The organism is Marinomonas primoryensis, from assembly GCF_013372285.1.
GTDB lineage: Bacteria > Pseudomonadota > Gammaproteobacteria > Pseudomonadales > Marinomonadaceae > Marinomonas > Marinomonas primoryensis.
Genome location: NZ_CP054301.1, coordinates 703607 through 718723 on the forward strand (window position 1 = coordinate 703607; position 15117 = coordinate 718723).

Annotated in this window: 8 protein-coding genes; 3 read left to right on the forward strand and 5 right to left on the reverse strand. The window is 45.8% G+C overall.

The window, feature by feature from the left end; translation table 11 throughout:
* Positions 1 to 162: 162 nt before the first annotated feature.
* The 5 genes from MP3633_RS03240 to MP3633_RS03260 are packed head-to-tail and all read right to left on the reverse strand — an operon-like array spanning position 163 to position 9422.
* Positions 163 to 1044 (reverse strand): transglutaminase family protein, encoded by an 882-nt coding sequence (locus tag MP3633_RS03240; RefSeq protein ID WP_176334461.1) that lies wholly within the window; start codon positions 1042 to 1044, stop codon positions 163 to 165.
* The gene (locus tag MP3633_RS03245) at positions 1041 to 3620 is read right to left on the reverse strand and encodes a circularly permuted type 2 ATP-grasp protein (protein ID WP_176334462.1); all 2580 of its coding nucleotides are present in this window, start codon (positions 3618 to 3620) and stop codon (positions 1041 to 1043) included. The genes MP3633_RS03240 and MP3633_RS03245 overlap by 4 nt, the downstream gene beginning before the upstream one ends.
* A 29-nt stretch (positions 3621 to 3649) precedes the next feature.
* Positions 3650 to 7024, reverse strand: coding sequence for a transglutaminase family protein (locus MP3633_RS03250; RefSeq protein WP_176334463.1), 3375 nt, complete (start codon positions 7022 to 7024; stop codon positions 3650 to 3652).
* On the reverse strand, positions 7021 to 7965 hold the full coding sequence (locus tag MP3633_RS03255; RefSeq protein WP_176334464.1) for an alpha-E domain-containing protein: 945 nt from the start codon (positions 7963 to 7965) through the stop codon (positions 7021 to 7023). Before MP3633_RS03255 ends, MP3633_RS03250 begins: the two co-directional genes overlap by 4 nt.
* Positions 7966 to 7967: 2 nt before the next feature.
* Positions 7968 to 9422: a circularly permuted type 2 ATP-grasp protein gene (locus tag MP3633_RS03260; RefSeq protein ID WP_112136810.1), complete on the reverse strand. Its 1455-nt coding sequence runs from the start codon at positions 9420 to 9422 to the stop codon at positions 7968 to 7970.
* Between the two features lie 332 nt (positions 9423 to 9754).
* On the opposite strand from MP3633_RS03260, the gene MP3633_RS03265 reads away from it, so the two are divergent.
* The 3 genes from MP3633_RS03265 to MP3633_RS03275 all read left to right on the forward strand — a co-directional run bounded on the left by MP3633_RS03265 (position 9755) and on the right by MP3633_RS03275 (position 15038).
* Positions 9755 to 10963 carry an FAD-dependent monooxygenase gene (locus tag MP3633_RS03265; protein ID WP_176334465.1) on the forward strand — a complete coding sequence of 403 codons (1209 nt, stop codon included), beginning with the start codon at positions 9755 to 9757 and terminating at the stop codon, positions 10961 to 10963.
* A 181-nt stretch (positions 10964 to 11144) separates the two neighbouring features.
* Entirely contained in the window at positions 11145 to 13484 is a 2340-nt protein-coding gene (locus MP3633_RS03270) for a glucose/quinate/shikimate family membrane-bound PQQ-dependent dehydrogenase (protein WP_176334466.1), read from the forward strand.
* 240 nt (positions 13485 to 13724) lie between these two features.
* Complete coding sequence (locus MP3633_RS03275) at positions 13725 to 15038, forward strand: Na+/H+ antiporter NhaC family protein (protein WP_176334467.1); 1314 nt, start codon at positions 13725 to 13727, stop codon at positions 15036 to 15038.
* The last annotated feature ends 79 nt before the right edge of the window (positions 15039 to 15117 follow it).

Consider the following 15117-nt stretch of genomic DNA (forward strand, 5'->3'; position numbering starts at 1 on the left):
TAGCTGAAGGGTCAGATAATGCAATAATTGGGCGAAGCTTACCCTAAATCCGCCCTACATGCTATGTACTGTGGTCTCCACAGGGTTAGTGTCATGGCAAAATTTTTTTATAATGTGCTATGTCTTATTTGTGACACAGTGCAAAGGTCTTATATTTTCCAGTTAGACCCTTCTTACATCTACCGATACCGCTAATTGTTGGGACCCACCACCTTCAAATATGACGCCTTGCAGTGGCGTAACGTCGGAATAATCTCTGCCCCACGCGGTCACGAGATGTTGCTCGTTTGGCATCAAGTCATTGGTTGGGTCGAACTCAACCCAGCCTAATGTTGGAATGAAAATAGCAAACCAAGCATGCGATGCATCGGCCCCGACAAGCTTCTCTTGACCTGGTGGTGGCAGTGTTTCCAAGTAACCGCTCATGTATCGCGCCGGAATACCTACTGAACGTAGGCAACCAATCGCCAAATGGGCAAAGTCCTGACAAACACCGCTGCGTTGTTTAAGCACTTGTTCAAGCGGTGTGGCAACCGTTGTGGTGCTTGGATCGAATTTAAATTCGGTGAAAATTTTATGCGTGAAAGCCAAGGTTGCTTGCAAAATAGGCTTGTCGTCGGCAAAAGTGCTTTGGGCATAGGCTCCTAAATCGGCCGAACGACGGATTTGTGGTGAGTCTAATAGATACTCTTTTGCCATGCGAAGTTCAGGTGTATTAGGTGCACTTAGTAGCGAGCGTAATTCACCACAGGTTATGGTGTTTTGCATTTGCCATTCAAGTACGTTTATTGGGGAAATTTCGAAATCTGTCGAGACGTCGATCACGAGCTTTTTATGGGCTTCTTGAATCGAAAAATAAAAGGTTTGATTACCAAAATAATCTTCACCTTCATTTTGATATACCGGTGGTGGATTGATCTGTATTTTTTGATGAATGCAGAGCTGATTACGAGTGTCTCTCGGTAATAAATGCGCCATGTTATAGCATAAGCTGACAGGCGCACCGTAGGTGTATTCTGTTATATGGCGAACGCGATATCTCATAAAGTTGTTTCCCCATAGGCTTTTATTAACGACTGAGGGCCGGCAGTATGATCAAAATACTTGTCGCTGATCAGGACGGTGAACTGCTCTAGTTGCTCTAACAATTCGGTCATCAGTTGTTCTAATTTCGGGCGGCTTTGGGTTTCGGGGTCGACTTTGGCAAGCTCTTCTAAGTCGGCCAGTTGGATATCGTTTAATGATTTGAGAATGATCTTGTTTTCAGGGCTCAATCCCGCGGTAGTGGTTTCGTTTCTTGGTAGCTCTCTAATGCATTTACGCAATTGTTCCACTTGATACAGCAGCGAACGTGGGTTCGTACCATCAATCATTAATAAGTCCAATCCATAGGCCACTCGCGCTCGATTGCGATAGCGCCGGCGGAAAGAAATTAAGGCTTCCACACTCAATAAGACAGACTCTAGGATTTGTTGTTGAGGTGCTGACGATAGCGATTTAGTGAGTGCTGAACGCAGCAGCTTTGCGGTTTGCAATGCACGTTCGGTTCGGCGGCCAATTTCTTGGAATGTCCAATCAAGTCCACGTAACATACTTTCATGATTCAAGCCGGACAAGGCAAGAAGTGATGTGACTAAGCTATCGAGGGATTCTTCTGGCGCTGACGGTAAGCCGTTGGTATAGGCTCGATCTAGTTCATGAATATGATCACGTAATTCATTAATGATGATGCGAGTATCAGCAGAGAGCATTTCTTTTACTTGTTCACCACAATTTAGCATGGCTTGCAGGTTAGATTTTATGGAGCCCGCTCTACGGCCATCGGCAATAATGGAGGCTAATTCGATCTCAGGGTTCGCTAATAGCTTCTCATTGGCTTTTATGAAACCGGGCAAACAACCGGTTTGAGTCGATGCCATTTCCAATAGCGTCCGTCGACTTTCTTCTGGCAACGGATCAACGCCGTTCATTTGTTTGAAAACAGTGCGCAACAAACGGATGCTGATTTCTGCACGTTCTGCATAGCGCCCCATCCAGAATAAGTTTTCGACCACCCGACTTGGTAAGTTAGCTTGTAAGGCTTCGTCTTGCAGCAGTATTTGATCGCTGACTGGTGCTGTTTGCTTTTCAGGTTCGGCTGCCAGTATCCAAGTGTCTTTGCTTTTTGAGCTGGCGTTATTAGAAACGATGGTTTTTGTATTGGATTCCTCAACACGGGACAAGCCACCAGGCATCACTGCGTAACTGGTTGGGTTGGCAACCGTAAAGGTTCTCAACAACGTTGGTCTGCCTTGCATTTTTCCGTCTAGCCAAGTTGGTGACATAGAACCTGGAACATAGCTTTGTGCCACATAAAGATGAGGGTTTTTCTTGATGCTTTCTATGGTGCTGAGTTTTTGTTTTTCCGTCAGCATATGTCCGTAAATACTGTGTGTGTCGTGACGACGGATCGCCGGTTTAATAATCAGGTTATTAATATTGGCGAGTACATAATTAAAGTCATTCTTATCACCACACCACCAAGTAGAAACAGAGGGTAGAGTAAGTTGCTCGCCCATTAGAAATTCACTAATAGCGGGTAAGAATTTGACTAAAGCGGGTGCTTCTAAAATACCGCTGCCCAATGGGTTAGCCAAAATCACATTGCCAGCACGAACGACTTCTAATAGTCCTGGTACGCCAAGAGATGAATCCGCTCGGAGTTCTGCTTGGTCGCAGTAAGCGTCGTCTACACGACGTAATATCACATCGACTCGAGCTAAACCGTTTAAAGATTTCATCCAAACGGCGCCATTTCGTACGGTTAAATCACTGCCTTGTACGAGCGGAAAGCCGAGGTAATTGGATAGATAAGCTTGTTCGAAATACGTGCTGCTGTAGGCGCCAGGAGAAAGCATGACAATACGTGGCGTGTCTGTCCATTGGCTGGCCAGTGTGGATAGCATGTTTTTGAAAGACTGAAAAAAGCCCGCCAATCGACGTACTTGGCTATCGCGGAAGCTGTTTGGAATAACCCGTGACACAACGGTTCGGTTTTCTAGGGCATAACCGGCGCCAGTAGGTGCTTGTGTTCTATCACCAATAACTTGAAATTTCCCCGATGGATCTCGAACCAAATCTACGGCGTGCAATAACAGCTGATGCGCTCCAGGGACATTTACGCCGTGACATTGGCGCAAAAAGCCAGGGTGACTAAAAATAATTTCAGACGGAATGATGCCACTTTTAAGCAGTTCTTGTGGTCCATAAATGTCTTTCAAGATCAGGTCGAATAAGGTTGAGCGCTGTGCAAGCCCTTGTTCGGTAGCAAGCCATTCATCGGTGGTAATAATATTTGGAATAAGATCCAGTGACCAAACGCTCGGTGTGAGCGGGTCGCTGGTTAAATTGTAGGTGGCTCCATCTTCACGCAGGATACGCTGAGCACGATGTTGTCGATCTAGCATTTCCTCGTCAGTGAGGTTCCCCATACTGTGTAGTAGGGGAGCCCAATGGGCACGTGGTTGGCGATCTTCCGTGAAGGCCTCATCATAAGCATTCATAGGTGAGTCATAGGCGGAAGGTAACGTCGGTTTTTCATCCATAACCGACGTTACAAAAGTGCCTGTTTGAAGTTGCATAATATGCTTGAGCCTAAAAAAATTAATTATTAGAGAACATTATACTGCTTCCTTAGATCTAATGTATGAGGATATTCATTCATTGGCTCTTCTGCTGGTGGTGACATAGCGCGAGGCTCGTCTCCATTAGGGTAAAAAGAGCGCAATTCACCGAACGCCGATGATGGTGATAGCGGCCCTTGAGTGAAGCCATGATCCCAGAAACGGTTAACACGACGGGCTTCCGCTTCGTTACTGTTGACCGGTACGTTGTCGTAAGTTCGGCCACCTGGATGCGACACATGATAAGTGCAACCGCCCACAGATAAGCCATTCCAAGTATCGATCAAATCAAACACTAAAGGGGAGTCTGTTCCCAGTGTTGGGTGCAATGCAGACGGTGGCGCCCAAGCTTTATAGCGAACGGCACCGACATACTCGCCTTTGCAACCCGTGGCGCGAATCGGTACGCGCCGGCCGTTACAGCAAAGTACGTATCGTCCATCAGTTAAGCCTGATAGTTTAACTTGCAGACGCTCTACTGATGAATCCACATAGCGTGCTGTGCCTGTACCCGTAATTTCTTCACCCAGCACGTGCCAAGGCTCAATCGCCCAGCGTAATTCAATTTCCATGTTGTCGATTTTTTTACGACCGTAATGTGGAAAACGGAACTCTTCGAATGGGGCGAGCCACTCTAATTTGAATGGGAAGCCATGACGTTGTAGATCTTCGACCACTTCTTTTATGTCTTGCCAAACAAAGTGCGGCATCATGAATTTGTCATGCAAGCTGGTGCCCCAGCGAACCAATGGTTTTTTGTATGGTTCTTTCCAGAAGCGGGCAACCAAACAGCGCAATAGCAGCATTTGCACAAGAGACATGTGCGGATGCGGTGGCATTTCAAAGCCACGGAATTCTAATAAACCCTGACGGCCACTGGCGCTGCCAGCCGCGTACAGTTTATCGATACAGAATTCTGAACGATGCGTATTCCCCGTAATGTCAACAAGCAAGTTGCGCATCAACCGATCGGCTAACCAAGGCTCGTCTACTAGGCCTTCAGGCATATTTTGGAAAGCAATTTCCATCTCATACAAGGCTTCGTCACGGCCTTCGTCTGGACGAGGTGCTTGGCTGGTTGGGCCAATAAACATACCAGAGAAAAGGTAAGACAAGCCTGGATGATGCTGCCAGAACGTCACTAGGCTTTGCAGCAACTCAGGACGACGCAACAGTGGACTGTCTGCCGGTGTGCGACCACCTAACGTTACGTGGTTACCACCACCGGTCCCTGTATGACGACCATCCAGCATGAATTTTTCTGCGCCAAGGCGAGACAAATACGCTTGGTGATATAAGGTTTCGGTATTGTGAACCAACTCTTTCCAGCTCGCCGCAGGGTGAATGTTCACCTCAATAACACCTGGATCAGGCGTGATCAGGAACTTCTGTAAGCGTGGGTCTTTTGGTGGCTCGTAACCTTCAATGACGATCGGTAAATCAAGTGTCTTCGCAACGGCTTCAAGATGTCCTAGCACACTAACAAAATGTTCAAGGTGCGTCATTGGCGGCATGAAAACATGCAAACGGCCATCGCGCGGTTCGACACAAAGCGTGGTACGGATAACGTCTTTAAGCGTTTTTTCGGGTGCCAATTTTTCGGGTCTCGGCATCGGGTGTGCTGGTTTTTTAGCAAAATGTTGTTTTGCAACGCTGTCTAATACGGCATTGTCTTTTTTGTTTGCTAAAGGCTGACGCGGATCAAATGGGTCGCGTTCAGGAATGATGTCTTCTTCGGCCTGAGCCGGTAAAGAGTTCAATGGCAAGCGATAACCCATTGGGCTGTCGCCCGGAATCAAGGTAATGACATCACTGCGCATCGGCCAGAGTGAGCTTTTCCAGCGATTCTTGTCACCGTCAAACTCTAATGGCAAAACAAAGCCGGTTGTAGTGCTTAAACCACGGCTCAACAGCTTCGCTAGGCGACGGCGCTCCAAATCGTCTTTTAAATCCGCTTTGGTTGGGTCCGCGTCCGCAGGAAGTGATTGCTCCATCCACATGTAATAAAGCGTGTCTTCATAGGTGCTTTGTAGATAGCGTTTATCCAATGCCAGCTTTTCACATAACAGTTCACCAAACGCTTCAGCGTCTTTTATGGTGTGTTTGTAATCTTGGTCAACTCGGGCAAGGTATTTAGGATCATCCCAAAGGGCTTCGCCATCGGTACGCCAGAAACAACCCAGTGCCCAACGAGGTACTTCCTCTCCCGGATACCATTTGCCTTGGCCATAATGAAGTAGGCCATTAGCGCCGAATTCTTGCTTCATTTTGATCAGCAAATCTTTGGCTAACTTAAGTTTTTCTGCACCTAATGCGCCAGTACTCCACTGTTCTGAGTCCATGTCGTCGATGGAAACGAACGTTGGTTCGCCACCCATGGTTAGGCGAACATCACCGTCTTCGAGCTGTTTGTCGACGGCAAAACCAAGGGCTTTGATGGTATCCCATTCGCCGTCGGCATAAGGTTTGGTGACCCGTGGGTCTTCGTGAATACGGGTAACGATGTTGGTGTAGCTAAATTCGCATTCACATTCGTCGATGAAGCCTGTTATAGGCGCGGCAGAAGCAGGTTCTGGTGTACAAGCAAGTGGAATATGACCTTCACCAGCGAATAAGCCAGAGGTTGGGTCTAAGCCAACCCAGCCAGCGCCAGGTAAATACACTTCACACCAAGCGTGTAAATCAGTGAAATCTTCTTCTGGCCCGGAAGGGCCATCAAGGGCTTTTACATCGGATGTTAACTGGACCAAATAACCAGAGGCGAAGCGTGCGGCCAAACCAAGGCTGCGAAGTATTTGAACCAATAGCCAAGACGTATCGCGGCAAGAGCCTTTTTTCAGCGTGAGTGTTTCTTCACAAGTCTGAACACCTGGTTCTAGACGGATACCATAGCCAATATCTGCGGCTAAACGACTGTTAATAGCGACTAAAAAGTCATTGGTTGGTGTACTTTTACGATCAACTGTTGAAAGCCATTTGTCTAATAAAGGGCAAGATTCAGTCACTTGTAAATAGGGATCAAGTTCTTTTTTAAGCTCTTTTGTGTAGGCGAATGGAAACGCTTCCGCATAGCTTTCTACGAAAAAATCGAATGGGTTTATTACGGTCATGTCCGCAATAACTTCTACGTAAAACTCGAGCTTGTTGGTCTTTTCTGGAAAAACCAGACGCGTTTGAAAGTTACCAAAAGGGTCTTGTTGAACATTGATATAATGTTTTTCTGGCAAGACTTTGAGCGAGTAAGCGTGAATTTTTGTGCGCGAGTGCGCCGCCGGTTGAAGTCTTAAAATATGCGGTGCTACATTTACAAAGCGATCAAAGTCGTAGGTGGTTTTGTGCTGTATTGCGACTCTAATGGTCATGCAGCGTCTCCTTGCCGAAACTGAAACCAGTTCTCGGTTATCTGTTGGTGTATTTCAATAATAGCAATTTGTATTTCGTTGAGATGATTGTGAAAACCTTCATCCAAATCTTCTGAACTTGTAATTGGATAGTTAAATTTAAGAATTTTATCAATTTTCGTTGTGATTAAATCGGCTCTAGGAAGTTTGGTTGCTGATTCGCCTATTTGCCCAAAGCAATACGCCAACGTTCGCGGGAAGCAAGGGTCGCTCATTAGAAAAGTAGCGGCTTTTGCTCCATTGATGGACGTTCTAACGGTGCGTCTATAATCCAAATAGGCACTTTGAGATTTAAGTACTTTTGACCAAGTCACTTGCCCAAGTTGAATTCTTTCTTCCGGCTCAGATTGCAGCATTAAAGACACAGCGGCATCGAGGATCCGAGTTCCCATGTCGGCGCGCTCTAGGTAACGCCCCATGATCAGAAATTGCCAACCACTGTCGCGACTCATGGCGCCAGCGAAAAGACCAATGATCTTTTGGCAGCCTTCTATAATGGTATTCAAGAAAAGGTGGCGCTCTGAGCGGTTAATCCCTTGCTTGATATTCTGCTGAGCGTATAGGTCTAGTTCATTGATCAGCTCCCATGTCTCTTTAGGAACGACGTCACGTGTGGTTCGAATGTTTTCTCGAACCATTTTTAACGATGACAACATGGAGTTGTAATTGGTGTCGTCAGCCAGTAAGAATTTCACCACGTTACGTTCGTCTTTTACTTTATAGCGCTGCTCAAAGATTTCTTCGCCACTGAGTATTTCGATCAAGTTATACCAAGACACTTCGATGTCTTTTGGCAGGTCGAACATTAAATCGTCGTATACACTAACCAAACGAGCGGTGTTTTCAACGCGTTCCAAATATCGGGCGCTCCAATATAGGCGTTCTGCGACTCTAGATAACATAATTATTGCCCCTTCGTTTCAACGATCCAAGTGTCTTTACTACCACCACCTTGTGACGAATTAACGACCAAGGAGCCTTTTTTCATCGCCACACGCGTTAAGCCACCGGTGGTGACATAAGTATCTTTGGCTTGCAGTATGAATGGACGAAGATCTAAGTGACGAGGTTCTAAGACACCTTTTGATATAAGTGTTGGTGCAGTTGATAATTTTAAAGTCGGTTGAGCAATGTAGTTACGCGGGTTTTTAGTAATAAGTTCCGCAAACAGTGCTTGTTCTTTCTTTGTCGAATGTGGTCCCACTAGCATGCCGTAGCCGCCAGATTCGTTCGCTGGTTTCACCACGAGCTTGTCTAGATTCTCAAGTACATAGGCGCGTTGTTCTGGGTCATCACACAAGAAGGTTTCGACGTTTTTAAGAATCGGTTCTTCTTTCAAGTAATAACGAATAATGTCGGGAACATAAGCGTAAACAACTTTATCGTCGGCAACGCCCGCGCCCGGTGCATTGGCTAGCGCGACATTACCGCTACGCCATGCGCGCATTAGTCCAGCAACACCAAGTACAGATTCAGGATCGAATACTTCAGGGTCGATGAATAAGTCGTCAATGCGGCGATAAATAACATCAACGCGTTCTGGGCCGTCGATGGTCTTCATGTAAACGCAGTCGTCAGTGTCGACAAATAAATCACTGCCTTCGACGAGTTCGGCACCCATTTGCTGAGCCAAGAAGGCGTGTTCAAAATACGCTGAGTTATAAATACCCGGTGTTAATACCACAATTTCTGGGTTTTCTATGTCTCGAGGAGACAAGGCTGCCAAGGTATCAAATAACTGGGAGGTGTAAGAGTTGACCGGCAATATGGATTCGTTTTCAAACAGCTCTGGTAACACACGCTTGGTAATAGCGCGGTTTTCTAGCATGTAAGAAACACCAGAAGGCACACGTAAGTTGTCTTCTAAAACATAAAAATCGCCATGCTCATCACGCACTAAATCTGTTCCACAAATGTGAGCCCAGACGCCATAAGCGGGTGATATGCCAACACATTCTGGTCGAAAGTTTTTTGATTTGCTAATAATGTGTTCTGGGATAATGCCGTCTTTGATGACGTTTTGATCGTGGTAAAGATCGTCAATGAAAAGGTTGAGGGCTTTGAGTCGTTGTTTTAATCCAGCTTCAGCAATTTTCCAGTCTGAGGCTTCTATGGTTCGGGGAACGATATCGAAAGGCCATGCTCTGTCTATGTTGCCTTCTTCTGTGTAAACCGTGAAGCTAATGCCCATTTCTTGTATTGTTGCTTCTGCGGTGAGGCGTCGTTTTTCGAGTTCATCTTCTGAAAGGCTGTCTAGATATCCCAAGAGTTGTTTGGCGGGAGGTCTTGGTGCACCTTTGTCATCAATTAACTCATCAAAAAAAATAGATGACTGGTATTGGCTCGTTAATTTTTCCATGTATACCTCGTTTTCTTTATCAAGCTGGAGGCGTGTACTTTAAAACTGTACACACTCGCTTGCTCTTTTTTTGCATCTACCCCAAATTGGGGAGATTTCTTTGCGTTATAAGGTTCAGATCTGACCATATCGGTGTGCTGATTAAGTGATCTATGTATAGTGTTTTCGCACTAATATGTGAATAAAGCAAGGGTCTCACAATAGTATTTGATAAAGTAGAACCCTATTTTTACTGGTTTACAGGCGATATAGGCTGATTTTGATAGCGTTTTAATTTGCGACTATGTCGCTTGTATATTTTTATGAAAAACCGTTAAAAAGAGGAAGGATTAGTGAGGCAGATAAGTCGTGTTTTAATTGCGGGTGCTGGTATTGGCGGATTGAGTTCTGCGTTGGCTTTGGCCAAGCAAGGAATTAAGGTTATTGTGTGTGAGCAAGCCTCGAGTTTAGGTGAGGCCGGAGCCGGTTTACAAATTAGCCCCAATGCTATGAAAGTGCTACGTAAGCTGGGTTTAGAGGCCAAATTGCGTCCGTTTGTCTTCGTTCCTCAGCACGCTACTATTCGCGATTTTAAAACAGGTGATTATTACCTTAAAGTCCCTTTAGGAGAACACGCGTCCTCACGCTACAGTGCGCCTTATTGGCATTTGCATCGAGCTGATTTACACAGTGTGTTGGCACAAGCTTGTTTAGAAGCGGGCGTTGAGCTTTTGTTAAATGCGACAGTGACTCATTACGCTAAAAATACTGAATTAAACCAAGTAAATTTATTTTTAAAGGATAGGCGCATACTTTCTGCCGATTTATTGATAGGTGCGGACGGTATTCGTTCTAAAATTAGAGAACAAATGCTGGGACCTGAGCGTCCCACTTTTATGGGGCAAGTCGCGTGGCGAGGTGTTATTCCAGTCAGTGAATTACGTACTACTATTCAGCCGGATGCCTGTGTTTGGGTCGGTCCTGGTCGTCACTTTGTTAGCTACTATTTGCGCGGTGGTGATTATGTCAATTTTGTCGCGGTGGAAGAGCGCAGCGATTGGCAGTCGGAGTCTTGGCGTGAAGAAGGTGATGTCGAAGAGTTGAAGCGGGCCTTTGCGGGCTGGCACCCCGAAGTGAGCGATTTATTGGCGTCAGCGAGCAGTACTTTTTTGTGGGCATTAAATGGTCGTAGAGAATTGTCGACTTGGCATGAAGACCGTGTCGTTCTGTTGGGCGATGCTTGTCATCCTATGTTGCCGTTTATGGCGCAAGGAGCGGCAATGGCAATCGAAGATGCGTATGTCTTGGCTCAGTGTTTGTCTCGTTACTCGATAGGAGACGCTTTAATAAAATACGAGCAGGTTCGAAAGCCACGTACGACGAAAATCCAGCAAATGTCTAAGGCTAATGCTGGGTTGTATCATATGCACGGTGGCGCATTCGGCAAAATGAAATTGAAGGCATTGCAAACGGTGTCCCGTTTTGTACCTCGTGTTATTCAGTCTAAGCTGGATGCTGTTTATGGTTATGATGCAACCAAAGACATTTCATCTTTGCCATGATGTATTTGATGGGAAAGTCGCTGTTTAAAATATGCAAAAAATAAGTCTATTTGGCTGTTTTTTAGTCTATACTTTTCCTTTGAGCTCTAATCATTTATCGTGGTCAGCCAGCACGGCGTCTGTTCATTGAGGCGCCTTTTTATGTCTATTAAAGAATCAAATGAGATAAGGATAGTGTCATATGATCATTCTGTCTGTACTGTTTTTTGTCATCGGTGTGGCTTTACTGCTTGGCGGTGGTTGGCTGTTTTCATTGGACGGTAGTCTTTATTATTTTATTGCAGGTGCGGCACTTATCGCTGTGTCTTTTTTACTTCGGGAACGAAATACATTCGCCAATCTGATTTATGCCGTCCTTTTAGTGGGTACGTTAATTTGGTCGATTGGTGAGTCCGGTTTTAGTTGGTGGCCTTTAGCGACACGAATGGGGCTTTTCTTAATACTGGCGATCCCTCTGCTCTTGCTTGTTTTTATCAAACGCCGTCGTGGTTGGCGGGTTTTATTTCCTGTTTGGTTGGCAACAGCCATGGTCACTATCTCTCCTTTAATGATGACACCGCCAACAACGGTGGAAGGTCAACTAACACGTTCTGTTACTACGTCCAATGCGGATCTGGGCGACGTTGATGAAGGTGACTGGAACGCCTACGGGCGCAGCAATTTAGGGCAGCGTTTCTCACCTTTGGATCAAATTACACCGGATAACGTCGATCAGCTTCAGTTGGCTTGGCAGTATCAAACGGGCGATAAAAAAGGCCCAAAAGATGTGGGTGAAACCACCTATGAAGCAACGCCACTCAAATTGGGTAATGCGCTCTATGTCTGTACCCCTCATAACTGGGTCGTGGCACTAAACGCCGACACAGGCGAAGAACAATGGGTTTACGATGCGAAAGTGCCAGCAGAAAGCCAGCGTCAGCATCAGACCTGTCGAGGTGTATCCTATTTGCCACCGTCGAATGGGGATCAACTTCCTCCGATTCAAAAAACATCAGCGCCGGCTGAAAACCTGAGCGCAATGCAGTGCGATGCTCAATTGTTCTTACCAACGTCCGATGCTCGTCTTATTGCGATCGATCCGACAACGGGTGCGAAATGCGCTAACTTTGCCAAAAATGGCGAGTTGGATCTGATGCACAACATGCCGTTTAAGCAGTCTGGTTATTATTATTCAACATCGCCGCCATTAGTGGCTGGTGGGGTAGTAATTGTCGCGGGTTCTGTGAATGACAATTATGATGTGAACTCACCGTCTGGCGTGATTCGAGCTTATGATGTGAAAACAGGTGAGTTGAAATGGAACTGGGATTCTGGTTATCCAGAAGATACAACACCGATAGGTCCAGACGAAACTTATGCGACAAGCTCGCCAAATAGTTGGTCGGTTGCCAGTGCTGATGAAAAGCTTGGCTTGGCGTATTTCCCAATGGGGAATCGCACGCCAGATCAGCTCGGCATGTATCGTAGTCCTGCGGAAGAAAAATACGCTACGTCTGTGGTTGCGTTGAGTCTTGAAACGGGTCAGGTTACTTGGGTTCAGCAGTTTGTTCATCACGACTTATGGGATATGGACACGCCAGCTCAGCCTTCTTTACTGGACTTAGACACACCAACAGGCAAGCAACCTGCTTTGGTTGTTCCTACGAAGCAGGGTGATATTTATGTTTTAAACAGAGCCACAGGGAAGCCAATTTTCCCGATAACCGAAGAACCGGTTCCACAAGGTGCGATTCCCGGTGATTATACGGCGCAGACTCAACCCACCTCTGGATTGTCTTTTAAACCGGCTAAATTAACAGAAGCGGATATGTGGGGTGCGACACCATTGGATCAATTGATGTGTCGGATTGAATTTAAACAGCTACGTTATGAAGGCCGTTATACGCCACCGTCAGAACAAGGCTCTATCGTTTACCCTGGAAACTTTGGTGTTTTTAACTGGGGCAGTATCGCCGTTGATCCTAAACGTCAGCAATTATTTGGTATGCCCTTGTACCTTGCTTTTACATCTACTTTAGTACCAAAGGAAGGCTTAGATTTAAGTGGCGCTAATAAAGGCGAACAGGGTGTCAATTCCAATGAAGGTGCTGAGTATGCGGTTGAGTTGAAACCCTTCCTTTCACCATTGGGTATTCCTTGTCAGCAACCACCTTGGGGTTATGTCGCAGGGGTTGATCTTAAAACAGGAAAAACGGCTTGGAAGCATAAGAACGGTACGATTGAAGATATGACGCCATTTAAACTGCCAATCGAAATGGGAGTGCCGGGCATTGGTGGGCCAATTATTACGAATGGTGGTGTCGTCTTTATGGCGGCAACGGTTGATGATTATTTACGCGCTTATGATCTCTCTAATGGTAAAGAGTTATGGAAAGGGCGTTTACCCGCAGGAGGCCAAGCAACGCCTATGACTTATTTGAATAGTAAGGGTGAGCAAATGGTGGTTCAAGTCGCAGGTGGTCATGGTTCCATTGGCACAACCATTGGTGATTATGTGGTTGCTTACAAACTGAAAAAATAGTGATTTTTATGTTCGAAAGATAGTCTAGTTAGACTGGGCTATCTTTCTGTTGTGAAATTTTTTCATTATAGCGATTAAGTATAAAAAAGTTATGTTGTGGTAATTTTTGTTATAACGTTTTGTACCATACACATCGCTATTTATTATTGGTCTCACGCATTTGTTTTTACTATCATCTGCGCCCTTCTTCCCCAAGATCATAAGTTGCGGGGCTAAACTTACTCTGGAAACCTCAGACACATGACTTCTAAATCTCCTCTGGCACTGTTGCCGTTGTTACTTTTTCTTGTTCTTTTTGTGGGCAGTGGACTTTGGTATCAGTCCCAAGGTGTGGACTTTGCCTTCTATCAAATATCCGCCCCAGTGGCTATTTTACCTGCGATTGCCTTGGCGATTTTATTAGGTAAAGGGCACTTTGATCAACGCATTGAAACCTTCATTAAAGGCGTTGGTGACAATACGATCATCACCATGATTTTAATTTATTTGCTGGCAGGCGCATTTGCTAGCGTGGCTAAAAGTGTGGGTGGTGTGGATGCAACCGTAAGCTTTGGTTTAAGTGTGGTTCCGCCTTCGCTGTTATTGCCTGGATTGTTTGTGATTACGGCTTTTGTGGCAACGTCGATGGGGACATCAATGGGCACGATTGCCGCGATTGCTCCTATCGCCATTGGCGTTGCAGAAGCCGCCGATCTGTCGCTATTGCTGACGGTTGGTACGGTGATCGGTGGCGCTATGTTCGGCGATAACTTGTCGATTATTTCGGATACCACGATTGCCGCGACGCGCACCCAAGGCTGTGACATGCGTGATAAATTCCGCATGAATTTTAAAATTGCTTTGCCTGCCGCTGTGGTGACCTTGATTTGGTTGTACTTTCAGAGTGGTGAGGCAACTATTGCCGATATTCAAGACTACGATCTAATTCTAATATTGCCTTATGTTGCTGTACTAGGCTTAGCTGTGGCTGGCGTGAATGTGATGTTGGTGTTGTTCAGTGGTATTGTATTGGCGGGTATGATTGGTTTGACGATGCAAGCCGATTACTCCGTTGCGTCTTGGTCTGCCGATATTTATTCCGGCTACACTGGCATGCAGGAAATATTGATCCTTTCTTTGTTGATTGGTGGACTGGCCGCGTTAATGAAATCCCAAGGCGGTTTGGATTGGCTGGTGGGTGCTATTGAACGTATCAGTCGTGCACTGGGTGCTAAAGCGGGATCGACACGAGCAGGTGAATTAAGTATTAGTGCAGCTGTCGCGTTAACGAATTTATGTACGGCAAACAATACCGTGTCTATTTTGATTAATGGCTCTGTCGCTAAAAACATTGCCCAGCGATACAATGTTGACCCTAAACGCAGTGCGAGTTTATTGGATATTTTCTCCTGTGTCGTACAAGGCATATTGCCCTATGGTGCGCAGATACTCTTGGCGTCTTCGTTGGCTAGCGTGTCTCCGCTAGACCTGATTGGGTATGTGCAATACAGTTGGATATTGGCGGTTGCCGCGTTAATTTCCATTTTTATTGGTTGGCCTAAAGGCGCGAAATAGCCTTTAAAAGCGTTTAACCCGATGTTTGGAAAGGCCTGCGGCCCTAGATTGTATTATTTAGGTGAGTGGGCCTTTTTTA

What these genes read in the sequence shown, in the direction of transcription:
- MP3633_RS03240 (WP_176334461.1), bottom strand. Translation starts at nt 1,044, where the DNA reads ATGAGATATCGCGTTCGCCATATAACAGAATACACCTACGGTGCGCCT.
- MP3633_RS03245 (WP_176334462.1), bottom strand. Translation starts at nt 3,620, where the DNA reads ATGCAACTTCAAACAGGCACTTTTGTAACGTCGGTTATGGATGAAAAA.
- MP3633_RS03250 (WP_176334463.1), bottom strand. Translation starts at nt 7,024, where the DNA reads ATGACCATTAGAGTCGCAATACAGCACAAAACCACCTACGACTTTGAT.
- MP3633_RS03255 (WP_176334464.1), bottom strand. Translation starts at nt 7,965, where the DNA reads ATGTTATCTAGAGTCGCAGAACGCCTATATTGGAGCGCCCGATATTTG.
- MP3633_RS03260 (WP_112136810.1), bottom strand. Translation starts at nt 9,422, where the DNA reads ATGGAAAAATTAACGAGCCAATACCAGTCATCTATTTTTTTTGATGAG.
- MP3633_RS03270 (WP_176334466.1), top strand. Translation starts at nt 11,145, where the DNA reads ATGATCATTCTGTCTGTACTGTTTTTTGTCATCGGTGTGGCTTTACTG.
- MP3633_RS03275 (WP_176334467.1), top strand. Translation starts at nt 13,725, where the DNA reads ATGACTTCTAAATCTCCTCTGGCACTGTTGCCGTTGTTACTTTTTCTT.